Origin of the sequence: Enterobacter sp. MF024, assembly GCF_005843915.1 — a bacterium.
Classification (GTDB): domain Bacteria; phylum Pseudomonadota; class Gammaproteobacteria; order Enterobacterales; family Enterobacteriaceae; genus Enterobacter; species Enterobacter barmai.
Genome location: NZ_VCBB01000014.1, coordinates 14,960 through 31,100, shown reverse-complemented (window position 1 = coordinate 31,100; position 16,141 = coordinate 14,960). Strand labels below are relative to the sequence as shown.

Genomic DNA, 16,141 nt, shown 5'->3' with positions numbered 1-16,141 from the left:
GTGCAACGACTTCTGACTTGTCCGGCTTGCTGGCCGGAACGGTTATTCATGGATATCAATTAACACTATGATTAGAATCAGAAAAGGACTTGATTTGCCGATTTCCGGCATTCCAGAACAGCAGATTTCTCCCTGCGCGCCGCCCCGCCACGTTGCGATTCTGGGGGATGATTACGTGGGCATGCGTCCCACTATGCTGGTTCAGGAAGGCGACAGCGTCATCAAGGGGCAGGCGTTATTCGAGGATAAAAAAAATCCTGGGGTCCTCTTTACTGCGCCCGCCAGCGGGACGGTGGTCGCCATCAACCGTGGCGAGCGCCGGATATTGCAGTCGGTAGTGATCCGGACTGAAGGGGAGGGTGAGCGCGAGTTTACCCGCCACGAATCTTTGGATCTCGCCACGCTCACCCGCCAGGCCGTACAGTCGCAACTGCTGGAATCGGGGCTGTGGACGGCATTTCGTACCCGCCCCTTCAGCAAAACCCCGGTGCCCGACACCGTCCCGGCGGCTATCTTTGTCACCGCCATAGACACCAACCCGCTCAGCGCCGACCCACAGCCCATCATTCTGGCCGAGCGTCAGGCTTTTGATGCCGGGCTGACCGTGCTTACGCGCCTGACGGAGGGCAAGGTGCATGTCTGCCAGGCGAGCGGCGGCAAACTGGGCGGGCATCCGCAGGGGCAAGTGACCTTCAACACCTTTGCCGGGCCGCATCCGGCAGGCCTTCCAGGCACCCACATCCATTTCCTGGAGGCGGTCAGCCTGACCAAACAGGTATGGCATCTGAACTACCAGGACGCTATCGCCATCGGCAAGCTGTTCACCACCGGCCAGCTTTGTACCGAGCGGGTGATCGCCCTGGGCGGCCCGCAGATGCGCAATCCGCGTCTGGTGCGCACCTGTATGGGCGCCGACATCAACGAGCTGCTGGTGGACGAAACCCTCGAGGGTGAAAACCGTCATATTTCGGGCTCTGTGCTGAGCGGCAGGCATGCGGTGGGCACCCAGGCATATCTCGGGCGCTTCCATTTGCAGGTCAGCGTGGTGAAAGAGGGGCGTGAGAAAGAGCTGTTTGGCTGGGTGATGCCGGGCAAAGAGAAGTTCTCCGTGACCCGCACGACGCTGGGCCATTTCCTGCGCAACAAGCTGTTTAACTTCTCAACGGATACCAACGGTGGCGAGCGGGCGATGGTGCCTATCGGCAACTACGAGCGGGTGATGCCTCTCGATATTCTGCCGACCATGCTGCTGCGCGATCTGCTGGCGGGTGATACCGATAGCGCACAGGCGCTGGGCTGCCTGGAGCTGGATGAAGAAGACCTGGCGCTCTGCACCTACGTTTGCCCCGGAAAATACGAATACGGACCCGTATTGCGCGAGGTGTTAACCCGCATTGAGCAGGAAGGATAACTGATGGGCCTGAAACATCTCATTGAAAAAATAGAGCCGCACTTTACCCACGGCGGCAAGCTGGAAAAGTACTACCCGCTGTTTGAAGCGACGGCGACGCTCCTCTATACGCCAGGGCAGGTTACCAAAGGCGCCGCGCACGTGCGTGATGCCATTGACCTCAAGCGCATGATGATCCTCGTCTGGTTCGCCGTGTTCCCGGCAATGTTCTGGGGCATGTACAACGTCGGGCTGCAAACCATTCCGGCGCTGAACCATCTTTATGATGCACAGCAGCTGCAGCAGATCATCGCGGGCGACTGGCACTACCGGGTGGCGCAGATGTTGGGCGTCAGCTTTGCCGCGGATGCCGGTTGGATCAGCATGATGACGCTGGGGGCAGTCTACTTCCTGCCCATCTACATGACGGTATTTCTGGTCGGCGGCTTCTGGGAAGTGCTGTTCGCCATCGTGCGCAAGCACGAGATCAACGAAGGCTTCTTTGTTACCTCGATTTTGTTCGCCCTGATTGTGCCGCCGACGTTACCGCTATGGCAGGCGGCGATGGGGATCAGCTTTGGCGTGGTGATTGCGAAGGAAATCTTCGGTGGCACCGGGCGCAACTTCCTTAACCCGGCTCTTGCCGGACGCGCGTTCCTGTTCTTTGCTTATCCGGCGCAGATCTCCGGCGATCTGGTCTGGACGGCCGCGGACGGTTTTTCCGGCGCGACGCCTCTGTCCCAGTGGGCTGCCCGCGGCGGGGAAGCGCTGGTCAATAACGCCACCGGACAGCCGGTCAGCTGGTTCGATGCCTTTATCGGCAACATTCCAGGCTCAATAGGTGAAGTCTCCACGCTGATGATCCTGATTGGCGGGGCCATCATTCTGTTTGGCCGCGTCGCCTCCTGGCGCATCGTGGCGGGCGTCATGCTCGGCATGGTCCTCACCGCAACGCTGTTTAACCTGATTGGCTCGGCGACAAATCCAATGTTTGCCATGCCGTGGTACTGGCATCTGGTGCTGGGCGGTTTCGCCTTCGGCATGATGTTTATGGCTACCGACCCGGTTTCGGCGTCCTTTACCAATAAAGGAAAATGGTATTACGGGGCGCTGATTGGCGCGATGTGCGTGCTGATCCGTGTCGTTAACCCGGCCTATCCGGAAGGGATGATGCTGGCGATCCTGTTCGCCAACCTGTTTGCGCCGCTGTTCGATTACCTGGTGGTGCGTGCCAACATCAAGCGGAGGAAGGCGCGTGGCTGAGATTAAAAATAATGACAGCATCGGCAAGACGCTGATGGTGGTGGTGGTGCTTTGCCTGGTCTGCTCCATTGTGGTGGCAGGATCTGCGGTGGGACTTAAGTCCCGTCAGCAAGAGCAACGCGCCCTCGATAAACAACGGAACATCCTGGCCGTAGCGGGGCTGATGAACGGTGAAATGAGCGCTGAAGACGTGGCGCAGACCTTTGCCTCACGCATCACGTCGCGTCTGGTGGATCTCAATACCGGCGAACTGCTCGAGACCGACCCGTCTGGCTATAACCAGGCTAAGGCCCTGAAAGATCCGCAGCGCAGCACCGAACTGGATGCCAGCCAGGATCCGGCAGGTATCAAACGCCGCAGCAATACGGCGGAGATCTATCTGGTGCGCGATGAACAACAGCGCGTTCAGGAGCTGGTCCTGCCGATCTACGGCAACGGCCTGTGGTCGATGATGTATGCCTTTGTGGCCCTGAATACCGATGGCCGCACCGTTAAGGGCATCACCTACTACGATCAGGGCGAAACCCCGGGGCTGGGCGGTGAAGTGGAAAACCCGGCCTGGCGCGCGCAGTTTATCGGCAAAAAAGTGCTGGATGACAACGGACAGCCAGCGCTGAAAGTGGTGAAAGGTGGAGCGCGTCAGGGTGATGAGTACGCTGTCGACGGCCTGTCGGGCGCCACGCTGACCTCAAACGGCGTGCAGCACAGCTTTGATTTCTGGATGGGCGAGATGGGTTTTGGTCCTTTTCTTAAGAAGGTACGTGAAGGAGAGCTGAACAATGGCTGATGCGGGCGAACTGAAAGAAGTTAAACGGGTTCTTATCGGGCCGCTCATCGCCAATAACCCGATTACCCTGCAGGTGCTGGGTGTCTGTTCGGCGCTGGCGGTCACGACAAAACTGGAAACCGCGGTGGTGATGACCCTGGCGGTGACGCTGGTGACGGCGTTTTCCAGCATGTTTATCTCGATGATCCGCCACCATATCCCGAACAGCGTGCGCATTATCGTGCAGATGGCGATCATCGCTTCGCTGGTGATCGTGGTGGATCAGCTGCTGCGGGCGTTTGCCTACGAAACCTCAAAACAGCTGTCGGTCTTTGTGGGCCTGATCATCACCAACTGCATCGTGATGGGGCGTGCAGAAGCCTATGCGATGAAAATGCCGCCGCTGGCCAGCTTTATGGACGGGATCGGCAACGGTCTTGGCTATGGCGTGATCCTGCTGACGGTCGGTTTCCTGCGCGAGCTTATCGGCAGCGGCAAACTGTTTGGTATCACCGTGCTGGACACCGTACAGAACGGTGGCTGGTATCTGCCAAACGGCTTGTTCCTGCTGGCGCCCAGCGCGTTCTTCATTATCGGTTTGCTGATCTGGGCGGTGAGAACCTGGCGTCCTGAACAGCAGGAAAAGGAGTAACCGACAATGGCTCATTACATTAGTCTGTTTGTGCGCGCGGTGTTTGTCGAAAACATGGCGCTCGCGTTTTTCCTCGGGATGTGTACCTTCCTCGCGGTGTCGAAAAAGGTGTCGACGGCCTTTGGCCTGGGCGTTGCCGTTACGGTAGTGCTGGGTCTGGCGGTGCCGATCAATAACCTGGTCTTTAATCTGGTGCTGCGCGACAGCGCGCTGGTTGAGGGCGTTGATCTGAGCTTTCTCAACTTCATTACCTTCATTGGGGTGATTGCCGCGCTGGTGCAGATCCTCGAGATGATCCTCGATAAGTACTTCCCGTCCCTGTATACCGCGCTGGGCATCTTCCTGCCGCTGATTGCGGTGAACTGCGCCATCTTCGGTGGCGTGTCGTTCATGGTGCAGCGTGATTATAACTTTACCGAGTCGGTGGTGTACGGCTTCGGCTCCGGTATTGGCTGGATGCTGGCTATCGTGGCGATGGCGGGTCTGCGCGAAAAAATGAAGTATGCCAACGTGCCGGCCGGGTTGCGCGGCTTAGGGATCACCTTTATCACCACCGGTCTGATGGCGCTGGGCTTTATGTCCTTCTCCGGTGTGCAGCTGTAAGGGCAAATTGTATGGAAATTATTCTTGGCGTGGTGATGTTCACGCTGATCGTGCTGGTGCTCTCGGGGCTGATTCTGGTAGCGCGATCAAAGCTGGTCAATTCCGGCGATGTGATCATTGAGATTAACGATGAGTCAGACAAGCAGATCCGGACGCCTGCGGGCGACAAACTGCTGAACACGCTCTCTGGCAACGGCATTTTTATCTCCTCTGCCTGTGGCGGCGGCGGCTCGTGCGGACAATGCCGGGTCACTGTTAAAGAGGGCGGTGGCGATATCCTGCCGACCGAGCTGTCGCACATCAGCAAGCGTGAGGCGAAAGAGGGCTGTCGTCTGGCGTGCCAGGTGGCGGTGCGCCAGAACATGAAGATCGAACTGCCGGAGGAGATCTTCGGCGTGAAGAAGTGGGAGTGCGAGGTTATCTCCAACGATAACAAAGCCACCTTTATTAAAGAGCTGAAGCTGCGCGTGCCCGATGGCGAAGACGTGCCGTTCCGTGCGGGCGGCTACATTCAGATCGAGTGCCCGGAACATACTGTCGCCTATAAAGATTTTGATGTGCCTGAGCAGTACCGCGGCGACTGGGACAGATTCAACCTGTTCCGCTTTGTCTCTGAGGTCAAAGAGCCGACGCTTCGCGCCTACTCCATGGCTAACTACCCGGAAGAGAAGGGCATCATTATGCTTAACGTGCGTATCGCTACGCCGCCGCCAGGCGTGCCGGATGCACCACCGGGGATCATGTCTTCCTATATCTGGTCGCTGAAAGCGGGGGATAAAGTCACCATCTCCGGGCCGTTTGGTGAGTTCTTTGCCAAAGAGACCGACGCCGAAATGGTCTTTATCGGTGGCGGAGCCGGAATGGCGCCGATGCGCTCGCACATTTTCGACCAGCTTAAGCGTCTCGGCAGCCAGCGTAAAATCAGCTTCTGGTACGGCGCCCGCTCCCTGCGCGAGATGTTCTATCAGGAGGAGTTTGAGCAGCTGGCGCGGGATAACCCGAACTTTAGCTTCCACATTGCGCTTTCCGATCCGCAGCCGGAAGACAACTGGACCGGCTATACCGGCTTCATTCATAACGTCCTGTATGAAAACTATCTGAAGCACCACGCCGCACCGGAAGACTGCGAGTTCTACATGTGCGGTCCGCCAATGATGAACGCCGCAGTCATTAAAATGCTGCAGGATCTGGGCGTGGAAGATGAGAACATCATGCTGGATGATTTTGGAGGCTGATGATGATGACCTTCGTGCTGACCTTTGCCATCTTCGTGCTGGTGATATTTGGCATGTCCCTCGGCTGGCTGATTAAGCGCAAAAGCATTCAGGGCAGCTGCGGCGGCATCTCCTCCCTGGGGATGGAGAAAGTCTGCGATTGTCCTGAGCCGTGCGATGCGCGCAAAAAGCGCATGGAGCGAGATGCACAGCGCCAGCAAAACAGGATCCTCTGAAATAAACAGGCCGCAAATAGCGGCCTGATTTTTTTACTTCAGCCACTCTCGCGCCTGAGCGGGAGAATCGACCATCACGCCGTCTGCTCCCAGGGCTTTTGCTTTCTGGTAATCCTCTGCGGAATTCACTCCCAGCAGGATAATGTGTCCATTACCCTGAGAGCGGAAACAGTCCATCGCCTCTTTATCCCAGGTCAGGGTTGCCGGAGAGACCCCCTCGCCAAGGGTAAACTTTTCCACCACTTCCACCTTGCGGTTCAGCTCCAGCCCGTACCAGTACGCCTCCATTTTCTTTGCTGGCGTCTGGCACACGTGGTTCAGCGAGATATTTGCCAGCCGGGTACGGGTTTCACTCCGGGTGACAAAGCGTGAAATTTCAGCTGGCAGAGCATCCAGATAGCGATCTTCCGTTGAGTACACGCGCACGCGTTTCAGGCTATTGGTCTCTTTCAGCACGGTAAGCAGCTGTTTGCCCATTTCTGCCGGGTCCGCGTCAGGGGATTTGATATCAATGTAGAACGGAGTCTCAGGCCAGCGTTCAAGCACGGCTTTCAGCGTCGGGATCGTGGCACCGGCGACATTCTCTTTCCATTTCGCGCCTGCATTAAATGTCGCGAGTTCCGCCTGGGTATACCGGGACACTTTTCCCTGCGCCGTGGTTAACGCACTTAAATCGCTGGGACGATACAGGACAGGCACGCCGTCACGGCTGAGCTGTACGGTAATCCAGATAGCCTGAGCGTGGTTTTCCAGCGCCAGCGCGATCGCCGGAAGGGTATTCTCTGGTGCGTCTGCGGTTCCACCACGGTGGGCGATAATCTGTGGGTCCGCCCAGGCGTGAGTGGCGATCAGCAGTGAAGCAATAATCATCTTTTTCATGAATAATTTTCCATTTAAAATATTTTAACTTAATGAATTTTAACGATTTATTGACGGGATCTTGTACCACGATTTAGTGACAGAATTGAGACAGTAAAACTGCTGACGCATTTTTTGTACTTTGTTATACTGGATGTAATTACAGGTATGGTGAAGACGATGCGCAAAATCATCCATGTCGATATGGACTGTTTTTTTGCTGCGGTGGAGATGCGGGACAACCCGGCGCTGCGGGATATCCCCATTGCCATTGGCGGCAGTCGCGAACGGCGTGGCGTGATCAGTACAGCTAACTATCCGGCGCGCAAGTTTGGCGTGCGCAGCGCCATGCCAACCGCGATGGCGTTAAAACTTTGCCCCCATCTTACCCTCTTGCCGGGGCGCTTTGATGCCTATAAAGAAGCGTCTCACCATATCCGCGAAATCTTTTCCCGCTACACCTCCCTGATTGAACCCCTGTCGCTGGACGAAGCCTATCTGGACGTTACCGATAGCCTGCACTGTCACGGCTCCGCCACGCTGATGGCTCAGGAGATCCGCCAGACGATTTTCAATGAACTGCAGCTCACTGCTTCGGCGGGCGTCGCGCCGGTAAAATTTCTCGCCAAAATTGCCTCGGACCTCAATAAGCCCGACGGCCAGTATGTGATCACCCCTGACGAGGTTCCGGCGTTTATCAAAACGCTGCCGCTCGGCAAGATCCCGGGCGTGGGTAAAGTCTCCGCCTCCCGGCTGGAGAGCATGGGGCTGCGCACCTGCGAAGATGTGCAAAAAAGCGATCTGGCGATGCTGCTCAAGCGCTTTGGTAAGTTTGGCCGCGTGCTGTGGGAGCGCAGCCAGGGCATTGACGAGCGCAACGTTAACAGCGAGCGGCTGCGTAAATCGGTTGGTGTGGAACGGACGCTGGCCGAGGATATCCACGAGTGGGCCGCCTGCGAAGCCATCATTGTTGAACAGCTTTATCCTGAACTGGAGCGGCGGCTTACGAAGGTCAAACCGGATCTGCTGATCGCCCGCCAGGGAGTGAAGCTGAAGTTTAACGACTTTCAGCAAACCACGCAGGAACACGTCTGGCCGCGTCTCAACAAAGAGGATCTGATTGCGACCGCGAAGAAAACCTGGGAAGAGCGTCGGGCAGGGCGCGGGGTTCGGCTGGTGGGGTTACACGTCACGCTGCTGGATCCGCAGCTGGAACGACAGCTGGTGCTGGGGCTGTAAAAAAGCCCGGTGGCGCTGACGCTTACCGGGCCTACAAACTACTGCCCGGTGGCGCTGAAGCTTACCGGGCCTACAAAGGTCATTAATCCGTATGGCACTGTCCGTAGGCCCGGCAAACGCAGTGCCGCCGGGCATCAGACCGCACCTTACTTAGCCGGAATCGCTTTCAGCAGTTCGGTCAGCAGGGTCCAGTAATTACCCACGCTTTCGATATGAACCTGCTCATCCGGAGAGTGCGGACCGGTAATGGTTGGCCCGATGGACACCATGTCCATGTCCGGGTACGGCTTTTTGAACAGACCACATTCCAGACCTGCGTGAATAATCTGGATGTTCGGCGTGCTGTTGAACAGACGCTGATAAGTTTCACGCACCAGCGCCATCACCGGAGAGCTTGCATCCGGCTGCCAGCCCGGGTAGCTGCCCTTGGCGACGGTTTTCGCGCCAGACAGTTTGCCCAGAGATTCCAGCGTGCTCACCACGTAGTCTTTACCGCTGTCGATCAGGGAGCGGATCAGGCAGATGATCTCTGCGCTGTCGTCACCCATGGTCACCACGCCGACGTTCAGGGAGGTCTCCACCACGCCTTTCGCCACGTCGGAGTTGCGGATCACGCCGTTTGGCGTGGCGTTCAGCAGCTGAACAAAACGATCGCGTGACTGTTCAGTCAGCGCCGCTTTATCGCTGGCGATTGCTTCCAGAACTATGGTCAGGTTCTTCTCTTTAGCTTCCAGTTCGTTTTTCAGGATATCCACATAAACGGAGGAGAGCTTTTTCAGCGCATCGGCTTTGTCTGCGGCAACGGCCAGGGTCGCGAAGGCTTCACGCGGGATAGCGTTACGCAGCGTACCACCGTTGAAATCCACCAGACGCAGATCCAGTTCCGCAGCATGACCGGCCAGGAAACGGGCCAGCAGCTTGTTGGCATTGCCCAAACCTAAGTGAATGTCAGCGCCGGAGTGGCCGCCTTTCAGCCCTTTCAGCGTCAGCTTGAAGGTCTGGAACCCTGCCGGGATCGCTTCACGGGTCAGTGGCAGCGTGGAGATAAAGTCGATACCGCCCGCGCAACCCATGTAGATTTCGCCTTCCTCTTCGGAATCGGTATTGATCAGGATATCCGCCTGCAGCCAGTTCGCCTGCAGACCAAATGCGCCATCCATACCGGCTTCTTCGGTCATGGTCAGCAGCACTTCCAGCGGGCCATGCTCAACGCGGTCGTCAGCCAGCACCGCCAGCGCAGAGGCCATACCGATGCCGTTATCCGCACCCAGGGTGGTGCCGCGGGCTTTAACCCAGTCGCCGTCGATGTACGGCTGAATCGGGTCTTTGGTGAAATCGTGAACGGTGTCGTTGTTCTTCTGTGGCACCATGTCCAGGTGAGCCTGCAGCACAACAGGTTTACGGTTTTCCATGCCTGCGGTAGCAGGCTTACGGATCAGAATGTTGCCAACCTGGTCGCGTTCGGCGTGCAGCCCTTTTTCCTTCGCCCAGCCCATAATGTGTTCGGCAAGCTGTTCTTCGTGATAGGACGGATGAGGAATGGAGCAGATTTTGGCAAAAATATCCCACAGCGGTTGTGGTGATAGTTGAGACAGTTCAGACACAGTAAGTCTCCTTGTCGATCTCCTGCAGACAATCTTGCAGGTCACGGGGTTAGCAGGTTAAGAGTTACCACAAGTCAGACTTGCGAGGTGGGTTTGAGAATACCACTTTCTCTGTCGGCTGGTAGGGGTAAGCAAGTAAAAACTCCCGCTGTAACCGCTTAGCACTGGTTTTTAGTGCTTCAGATCTCTATAATCTCGCGCAACCATTTTCCCCCTCGAACACTTTTTAAGCCGTATAAACACAGGCTGGGACAATTCACATGAGCGAAAAATACATCGTCACCTGGGACATGTTGCAGATTCATGCACGTAAACTGGCTGCACGCCTGATGCCATCCGAACAGTGGAAAGGCATTATCGCTGTCAGCCGCGGCGGTCTGGTACCAGGGGCGCTGCTGGCACGTGAGCTGGGTATTCGTCATGTCGATACCGTGTGCATCTCCAGCTACGACCACGACAACCAGCGTGAGCTGAAAGTGCTGAAACGCGCTGAAGGCGATGGTGAAGGTTTCATCGTGATTGACGATCTGGTTGATACCGGCGGTACGGCAGTCGCTATCCGCGAAATGTATCCAAAAGCGCATTTCGTTACCATCTTCGCTAAACCGGCCGGTAAGCCGCTGGTTGACGATTATGTCATTGATATCCCGCAGGATACCTGGATCGAACAGCCATGGGATATGGGCGTCGTATTCGTCCCACCTATTTCAGGCCGCTAATAAATACATTTTTAACGCCCGGTGATGCCGGGCGTTATTTTTTTCGCCTCTGTCGCGTTACAATGATGCCCTCTGACGTATCTATAGAGGCAGCGCGCAATGTCCCAGGCGAATCTCAGCGAAATTCTCTTCAAGCCCAAATTCAAGCACCCGGAAACCTCGACGCTGGTTCGTCGTTTTAACAGCGGCGTACAACCCTCAGTGCAATCGGCGCTGGATGGCAAAAACATCCCGCACTGGTACCGCATGGTGAACCGTCTGATGTGGATCTGGCGCGGCATCGATCCCCGTGAAATTCTCGACGTGCAGGCGCGTATCGTCATGAGCCAGGCCGAACGTACCGACGAGGATCTGTACGATACGGTGGTAGGCTATCGCGGCGGCAACTGGATTTACGAATGGGCAAAACAGGCGATGCTCTGGCAGCAGAAGGCCAGCCAGGAGGAAGATCCTCTGCTTAGCGGCCAGCACTGGCTGCACGCCTGTAACCTCTACAGCATCGCGGCATACCCGCACCTGAAAGGCGATGAACTGGCGGAGCAGGCCCAGGCCCTGGCGAACCGCGCCTACCAGGAAGCGGCCCAGCACCTGCCTGGCCGGATGCGCGAAATCAGCTTTACCATCCCCGGCGGCCCGGCGGTGACCGGCTTCCTGCATATGCCCCCAGGCGACGGCCCTTTCCCGACGGTGATGATGTGCGGCGGCCTCGACTCCCTGCAAACCGATTTTTACAGCCTGTATGAGCGCTACCTGGCGCCGAAAGGGCTGGCGATGCTGACCCTCGACATGCCGTCGATTGGCTTCTCGTCAAAATGGAAACTGACGCAGGATTCCAGCTTGCTCCACCAGCATGCCCTGAAAGCGCTGGAACAGAATCCGTGGGTGGATCACACCCGGGTGGCGGCGTTTGGCTTCCGCTTTGGCGCCAATGTCGCCGTTCGTCTGGCCTATCTGGAATCATCACGCCTGAAGGCGGTGGCCTGTCTGGGGCCGGTGGTTCACGCCCTGTTAAGTGAACCCGCCCGTCAGGGCAGCGTCCCGGAGATGTATCTCGATGTGCTGGCCAGCCGACTGGGTATGCACGATGCCTCGGACGAGGCGCTGCGCGTGGAGCTCAATCGCTACTCCCTGAAAATGCAGGGGCTGCTGGGCCGCCGTTGCCCTACGCCAATGCTCTCTGGTTTCTGGAAAAACGATCCGTTCAGCCCGGAAGAGGAGTCCCGCTTAATCACCTCATCATCTGTGGATGGCAAGCTGCTGGAGGTGCCGTTCAGCCCGGTGTATGAGAATTTTGACAAAGCCTTGCAGCAGATCACGCGCTGGATCCATCAGAGATTGAGTTAAGAGATTGCTAATTTTTTGAGGTTTGGTAAAACAGTGGCTTCACAAAAGGAGATCGCAATGACGTTACCGAGTGGACATCCGAAAAGTAGAATGATCAAGAAGTTTATGGCTCTTGGCCCCTACATCCGCGAAGAGCAGTGCGAAGAGAATCGTTTCTTTTTCGATTGCCTGGCCGTGTGCGTTAACGTAAAGCCAGCGCCGGAGAAGCGCGAATTCTGGGGATGGTGGATGGAAATGGAAGCCGAAGAGTCACGCTTCACTTATAACTACCAGTTTGGCCTGTTCGATAAAGAGGGTCACTGGCAGGCGACGGCCATTAAGGATCCGGAAGTGGTCCAGCGCCTTGAGCACACCCTGCGTGAATTCCATGAAAAAGCCCGTGCGCTGCTGGCAACGTTCGATCTTAAACTCGAGCCTGCTGATGATTTCACCAACGAGCCGGTGAAATTAACGGCATAACGTCTGGCGCGAAAAACAGACAATAAAAAACCCGGCACCGAGCCGGGTTTTTTTTATTTGCATAAATCAGAACTGGTAGGTCACACCCAGCGCAACGATATCATCGCTGCTCACGCCCAGTTTATTATCGTCGTCAATCTGGTTGATTTTATAATCAACAAACGCCGACATATTTTTGTTGAAATAATAGGTCGCGCCGACGTCGATATATTTCACGATATCTTCATCACCGATACCTTCAATATCCTTACCTTTAGACTGGACATAACCCAGGGATGGACGCAGACCAAAGTCAAATTGATATTGCGCAACGGCTTCGAAGTTTTGCGCTTTATTAGCGAAACCACCAGAGATTGGCGTCATATTACGCGTTTCGGTGTACATGGCTGCCAGGTAAACGTTGTTCGCGTCATATTTCAGACCGGTGCCCCAGGCTTCTGCTTTTTCACCTTCGCCGCGTGCCAGCAGATTCTGGGCATTGGTGCGGTCAGAGTTGGTGTAAGCGCCGCTGATAGCGAAATCGCTGCCGCCGAAATCATAGGTCAGCGCAGTACCAAAGCCGTCGCCGTTCTGTTTTTTGGCTTCGCGGCCTTCGTTTTTACCCTGATATTGCAGGGTCAGATCCAGGCCATCAATGGCGCCGAAGAAGTCGGTATTACGGTAGGTTGCCAGACCGCTGGCGCGTTTGGTCATGAAGTTGTCGGTCTGCGCGGAAGAGTCACCGCCGAATTCCGGGAACATATCGGTCCAGGCTTCAACGTCATACAGCGCGCCCAGGTTACGACCGTAATCGATTGAACCAAAGTCCTTCAGCTTAATACCGGCGAAGGCCAGACGGGTTTTCTGCGTTGCGTCGCTTTCGGCTTTATTGCCGGAGAATTCTGCTTCCCAGCGGCCATAGCCGGTCAGCTGTTCGTTGATCTGCGTTTCGCCTTTAAAGCCGAAACGCACGTAAGTCTGGTCACCATCTTTAGCATCATCATCGCTGATATAACGCATGGCTTTTACTTTACCGTACACGTCCAGTTTATTGCCGTTTTTATTAAATACTTCGGCTGCCTGTACAGATGAAGTTGCCACAACGCTCATTACCACTAATGCCAGAGTACTCTTTTTCATTTTCAATCCTGGTTTTATATATACGCGCTAATATTCGCTGAACAGTCAGCTGATGCTTATGTTCCGTGAAAAAACAGGAAGGGTTTTAACTTTCTGTAATGAACGTTTTATGACAATCTCAGAATAATTTTAAATAAATGTATTTTTCTGTTTCAGTAATAAAAGTGTCAAAGTTTGCCGCTACGCTTCCTGATCCCGCGCAACAAAGTGGTGGCCTTAGTGCTAAGGCGGTTGGCAACAGGCCCCAGTCCTGATAAAAAGTCTGATTGATATCATTTCCCCTATTTTGAACGGCAGAGAATCATGAGTGACAGCCAGACGCTGGTGGTAAAACTCGGTACCAGTGTGTTAACAGGCGGATCGCGCCGCCTTAATCGCGCCCACATTGTTGAGCTTGTGCGCCAGTGCGCGCAGTTGCACGCCGCAGGGCACCGTATTGTGATTGTCACCTCCGGGGCGATCGCCGCCGGGCGTGAGCACCTGGGCTACCCCGAACTTCCCGCCACCATCGCCTCCAAGCAGCTGCTGGCGGCGGTAGGGCAAAGCCGCCTGATCCAGCTCTGGGAACAGCTGTTCTCTATCTATGGCATTCACGTCGGGCAGATGCTGCTGACCCGCGCCGATATGGAAGACCGGGAGCGTTTCCTCAACGCCCGCGACACCCTGCGCGCGCTGCTGGATAACAACATCGTTCCGGTGATTAACGAAAACGATGCGGTCGCCACCGCAGAAATTAAAGTCGGCGACAACGATAACCTCTCCGCGCTGGCCGCCATTCTGGCAGGCGCGGATAAACTGCTGCTGCTGACCGATCAGCAGGGTCTGTTCACCGCCGACCCGCGCACCAACCCGCAGGCTGAGCTGATCACCGATGTGAAAGGCATCGACGACGCGCTGCGCGCCATTGCAGGCGACAGCGTCTCTGGCCTCGGCACCGGCGGCATGGGCACCAAGCTGCAGGCGGCCGACGTGGCCTGCCGCGCCGGGATCGACACCATCATTGCCGCAGGCAGCCGTCCGGGCGTCATCGGCGACGTGGTGGAAGGCATTTCGGTAGGCACCCGTTTCCATGCCGAAGCCACCCCGCTGGAAAACCGCAAACGCTGGATCTTCGGCGCGCCGCCAGCCGGCGAGCTTATTGTGGATGAAGGCGCGACCGCTGCGATTCTGGAAAGAGGCAGCTCATTGCTTCCAAAAGGAATTAAAAGCGTGACAGGTAACTTCTCCCGTGGTGAAGTGATTCGTATCTGCAATCAGGAAGGGCGCGACATTGCCCACGGCGTCTGCCGCTACAACAGCGACGCGCTGCGCCGCATTGCAGGCCACCATTCACAGCAGATCGATGCCATTCTCGGCTATGAGTACGGCCCGGTTGCTGTCCATCGCGACGACATGATCACCCGTTAAGGAGCAGGACATGCTGGAACAAATGGGCGCCGCTGCCAAAGCCGCCTCGTACAAACTGGCGCTCCTTTCCAGCCGCGAGAAAAACCGCGTGCTGGAAAAAATCGCAGAGTATCTGGAAGCCCAGTCCCACGAGATTTTGCTCGCTAACGAGCAGGATCTGCTGGAAGCCCGCCGCAATGGCCTGAGCGAGGCGCTACTCGATCGTCTGGCATTAAACCCCGCGCGCCTGAAAAGCATTGCCGACGACGTGCGTCAGGTATGCAGCCTCGCCGATCCGGTAGGGCAGGTGATTGACGGCGGACTGCTGGACAGCGGCCTGCGCATCGAACGTCGCCGCGTGCCGCTGGGGGTGATCGGCGTGATCTACGAAGCCCGTCCCAACGTGACCGTGGACGTTGCCTCGCTGTGCCTGAAAACCGGTAACGCCGCCATCCTGCGTGGCGGGAAAGAGACCTGGCGCACCAATGCCGCCACGGTAAAAGTGATCCAGCAGGCGCTGGAAGAGTGCGGCCTGCCGGCCGGGGCGATTCAGGCGATTGAAAACCCGGATCGTGCCCTGGTCAACGAAATGCTGCGTATGGACAAATACATCGACATGCTGATCCCGCGCGGTGGCGCAGGCCTGCACAAGCTGTGCCGCGAGCAGTCGACGATCCCGGTGATCACCGGCGGTATCGGCGTATGCCATATCTTTGTGGATGACACCGCCGACGTCGACCCGGCCCTTAAGGTCATCGTCAACGCCAAAATCCAGCGTCCAAGTGCCTGTAACTCGGTGGAGACGGTGCTGGTGCATCAGGACATCGCCGACACCTTCCTGCCAGCGCTCAGCAAGCAGATGGCGGAAAGCGGCGTCACCCTGCATGCCGATGCCAACGCGCTGACACAGCTGCAGAGCGGTCCGGCGAAGGTTGAAGCGGTGAAAGCGGAGCAGTACGACGACGAGTTCCTGTCGCTGGATCTGAACGTGAAGGTGGTTGCCGATCTCGACGACGCCATCGCCCACATTCGTGAACACGGCACCCAGCATTCCGATGCGATCCTCACCCGCACCCTGAGCAATGCGAATCGCTTTATCAACGAAGTGGACTCTTCTGCGGTTTACGTCAACGCTTCTACCCGCTTCACCGACGGCGGCCAGTTTGGCCTGGGCGCCGAAGTGGCGGTAAGCACCCAGAAGCTCCACGCCCGCGGCCCGATGGGGCTTGAAGCGCTCACCACCTACAAGTGGATCGGCTTCGGCGACGATACTATTCGCGCGTAATCCC

Annotated in this window: 16 protein-coding genes; 13 read left to right on the top strand and 3 right to left on the bottom strand. The window is 56.7% G+C overall.

The genetic code is table 11. The annotated features are described in order from the left end of the window. The first annotated feature begins 67 nt into the window (after nucleotides 1-67). The 7 genes from FFB58_RS18860 to nqrM are packed head-to-tail and all read left to right on the top strand — an operon-like array spanning nucleotide 68 to nucleotide 6,124. On the top strand, nucleotides 68-1,411 hold the full coding sequence (locus tag FFB58_RS18860) for a Na(+)-translocating NADH-quinone reductase subunit A (RefSeq protein ID WP_138370695.1): 1,344 nt from the start codon (nucleotides 68-70) through the stop codon (nucleotides 1,409-1,411). Between the two features lie 3 nt (nucleotides 1,412-1,414). After that, nucleotides 1,415-2,653, top strand: a complete 1,239-nt coding sequence (locus FFB58_RS18855; RefSeq protein ID WP_138370694.1) for an NADH:ubiquinone reductase (Na(+)-transporting) subunit B — start codon at nucleotides 1,415-1,417, stop codon at nucleotides 2,651-2,653. Further along, complete coding sequence (locus FFB58_RS18850; RefSeq protein WP_138370693.1) at nucleotides 2,646-3,440, top strand: Na(+)-translocating NADH-quinone reductase subunit C; 795 nt, start codon at nucleotides 2,646-2,648, stop codon at nucleotides 3,438-3,440. Before FFB58_RS18855 ends, FFB58_RS18850 begins: the two co-directional genes overlap by 8 nt. Further along, on the top strand, nucleotides 3,433-4,071 hold the full coding sequence (locus tag FFB58_RS18845; RefSeq protein WP_032616678.1) for an NADH:ubiquinone reductase (Na(+)-transporting) subunit D: 639 nt from the start codon (nucleotides 3,433-3,435) through the stop codon (nucleotides 4,069-4,071). The genes FFB58_RS18850 and FFB58_RS18845 overlap by 8 nt, the downstream gene beginning before the upstream one ends. A 6-nt stretch (nucleotides 4,072-4,077) precedes the next feature. Next, the gene (nqrE, locus tag FFB58_RS18840; protein WP_039032088.1) at nucleotides 4,078-4,674 is read left to right on the top strand and encodes an NADH:ubiquinone reductase (Na(+)-transporting) subunit E; all 597 of its coding nucleotides are present in this window, start codon (nucleotides 4,078-4,080) and stop codon (nucleotides 4,672-4,674) included. 11 nt (nucleotides 4,675-4,685) lie between these two features. Further along, nucleotides 4,686-5,909 carry an NADH:ubiquinone reductase (Na(+)-transporting) subunit F gene (gene nqrF, locus FFB58_RS18835; protein ID WP_138370692.1) on the top strand — a complete coding sequence of 408 codons (1,224 nt, stop codon included), beginning with the start codon at nucleotides 4,686-4,688 and terminating at the stop codon, nucleotides 5,907-5,909. After that, nucleotides 5,909-6,124 carry a (Na+)-NQR maturation NqrM gene (gene nqrM / locus FFB58_RS18830; protein WP_171029980.1) on the top strand — a complete coding sequence of 72 codons (216 nt, stop codon included), beginning with the start codon at nucleotides 5,909-5,911 and terminating at the stop codon, nucleotides 6,122-6,124. Before nqrF ends, nqrM begins: the two co-directional genes overlap by 1 nt. A gap of 33 nt (nucleotides 6,125-6,157) precedes the next feature. On the opposite strand, the gene FFB58_RS18825 is transcribed toward nqrM, so the two are convergent. Beyond that, nucleotides 6,158-7,003 (bottom strand): glycerophosphodiester phosphodiesterase family protein, encoded by an 846-nt coding sequence (locus tag FFB58_RS18825; protein ID WP_138370690.1) that lies wholly within the window; start codon nucleotides 7,001-7,003, stop codon nucleotides 6,158-6,160. Between the two features lie 159 nt (nucleotides 7,004-7,162). Here FFB58_RS18825 and dinB point away from each other — a divergent pair, with 159 nt between their 5' ends. Next, the gene (gene dinB / locus FFB58_RS18820) at nucleotides 7,163-8,221 is read left to right on the top strand and encodes a DNA polymerase IV (RefSeq protein WP_138370689.1); all 1,059 of its coding nucleotides are present in this window, start codon (nucleotides 7,163-7,165) and stop codon (nucleotides 8,219-8,221) included. Between the two features lie 146 nt (nucleotides 8,222-8,367). Here the strand turns inward: dinB and pepD are convergent, their stop codons facing one another. Next, nucleotides 8,368-9,825 carry a cytosol nonspecific dipeptidase gene (pepD, locus tag FFB58_RS18815; protein WP_138370688.1) on the bottom strand — a complete coding sequence of 486 codons (1,458 nt, stop codon included), beginning with the start codon at nucleotides 9,823-9,825 and terminating at the stop codon, nucleotides 8,368-8,370. 260 nt (nucleotides 9,826-10,085) lie between these two features. On the opposite strand from pepD, the gene gpt reads away from it, so the two are divergent. The 3 genes from gpt (at nucleotide 10,086) to crl (ending at nucleotide 12,347) form a co-directional block, all read left to right on the top strand. Continuing rightward, entirely contained in the window at nucleotides 10,086-10,544 is a 459-nt protein-coding gene (gpt, locus tag FFB58_RS18810; protein WP_032616685.1) for a xanthine phosphoribosyltransferase, read from the top strand. Nucleotides 10,545-10,643: 99 nt separating this feature from the next. Then, nucleotides 10,644-11,888, top strand: coding sequence for an esterase FrsA (frsA, locus tag FFB58_RS18805; RefSeq protein ID WP_138370687.1), 1,245 nt, complete (start codon nucleotides 10,644-10,646; stop codon nucleotides 11,886-11,888). 57 nt (nucleotides 11,889-11,945) lie between these two features. Then, nucleotides 11,946-12,347: a sigma factor-binding protein Crl gene (crl, locus tag FFB58_RS18800; RefSeq protein WP_138370686.1), complete on the top strand. Its 402-nt coding sequence runs from the start codon at nucleotides 11,946-11,948 to the stop codon at nucleotides 12,345-12,347. Nucleotides 12,348-12,413: 66 nt separating this feature from the next. Here crl and phoE read toward each other — a convergent pair whose 3' ends face one another. Next, nucleotides 12,414-13,466, bottom strand: coding sequence for a phosphoporin PhoE (phoE, locus tag FFB58_RS18795; RefSeq protein WP_039032095.1), 1,053 nt, complete (start codon nucleotides 13,464-13,466; stop codon nucleotides 12,414-12,416). 303 nt (nucleotides 13,467-13,769) lie between these two features. On the opposite strand from phoE, the gene proB reads away from it, so the two are divergent. After that, nucleotides 13,770-14,873 (top strand): glutamate 5-kinase, encoded by a 1,104-nt coding sequence (gene proB, locus FFB58_RS18790; RefSeq protein ID WP_039032096.1) that lies wholly within the window; start codon nucleotides 13,770-13,772, stop codon nucleotides 14,871-14,873. Nucleotides 14,874-14,883: 10 nt separating this feature from the next. Then, nucleotides 14,884-16,137 carry a glutamate-5-semialdehyde dehydrogenase gene (gene proA, locus FFB58_RS18785; RefSeq protein WP_138370685.1) on the top strand — a complete coding sequence of 418 codons (1,254 nt, stop codon included), beginning with the start codon at nucleotides 14,884-14,886 and terminating at the stop codon, nucleotides 16,135-16,137. Nucleotides 16,138-16,141: the final 4 nt, after the last annotated feature.

What these genes read in the sequence shown, in the direction of transcription:
- FFB58_RS18860 (WP_138370695.1), top strand. Translation starts at nt 68, where the DNA reads ATGATTAGAATCAGAAAAGGACTTGATTTGCCGATTTCCGGCATTCCA.
- FFB58_RS18855 (WP_138370694.1), top strand. Translation starts at nt 1,415, where the DNA reads ATGGGCCTGAAACATCTCATTGAAAAAATAGAGCCGCACTTTACCCAC.
- FFB58_RS18845 (WP_032616678.1), top strand. Translation starts at nt 3,433, where the DNA reads ATGGCTGATGCGGGCGAACTGAAAGAAGTTAAACGGGTTCTTATCGGG.
- nqrE (WP_039032088.1), top strand. Translation starts at nt 4,078, where the DNA reads ATGGCTCATTACATTAGTCTGTTTGTGCGCGCGGTGTTTGTCGAAAAC.
- nqrF (WP_138370692.1), top strand. Translation starts at nt 4,686, where the DNA reads ATGGAAATTATTCTTGGCGTGGTGATGTTCACGCTGATCGTGCTGGTG.
- nqrM (WP_171029980.1), top strand. Translation starts at nt 5,909, where the DNA reads ATGATGATGACCTTCGTGCTGACCTTTGCCATCTTCGTGCTGGTGATA.
- FFB58_RS18825 (WP_138370690.1), bottom strand. Translation starts at nt 7,003, where the DNA reads ATGAAAAAGATGATTATTGCTTCACTGCTGATCGCCACTCACGCCTGG.
- dinB (WP_138370689.1), top strand. Translation starts at nt 7,163, where the DNA reads ATGCGCAAAATCATCCATGTCGATATGGACTGTTTTTTTGCTGCGGTG.
- gpt (WP_032616685.1), top strand. Translation starts at nt 10,086, where the DNA reads ATGAGCGAAAAATACATCGTCACCTGGGACATGTTGCAGATTCATGCA.
- frsA (WP_138370687.1), top strand. Translation starts at nt 10,644, where the DNA reads ATGTCCCAGGCGAATCTCAGCGAAATTCTCTTCAAGCCCAAATTCAAG.
- crl (WP_138370686.1), top strand. Translation starts at nt 11,946, where the DNA reads ATGACGTTACCGAGTGGACATCCGAAAAGTAGAATGATCAAGAAGTTT.
- phoE (WP_039032095.1), bottom strand. Translation starts at nt 13,466, where the DNA reads ATGAAAAAGAGTACTCTGGCATTAGTGGTAATGAGCGTTGTGGCAACT.
- proB (WP_039032096.1), top strand. Translation starts at nt 13,770, where the DNA reads ATGAGTGACAGCCAGACGCTGGTGGTAAAACTCGGTACCAGTGTGTTA.
- proA (WP_138370685.1), top strand. Translation starts at nt 14,884, where the DNA reads ATGCTGGAACAAATGGGCGCCGCTGCCAAAGCCGCCTCGTACAAACTG.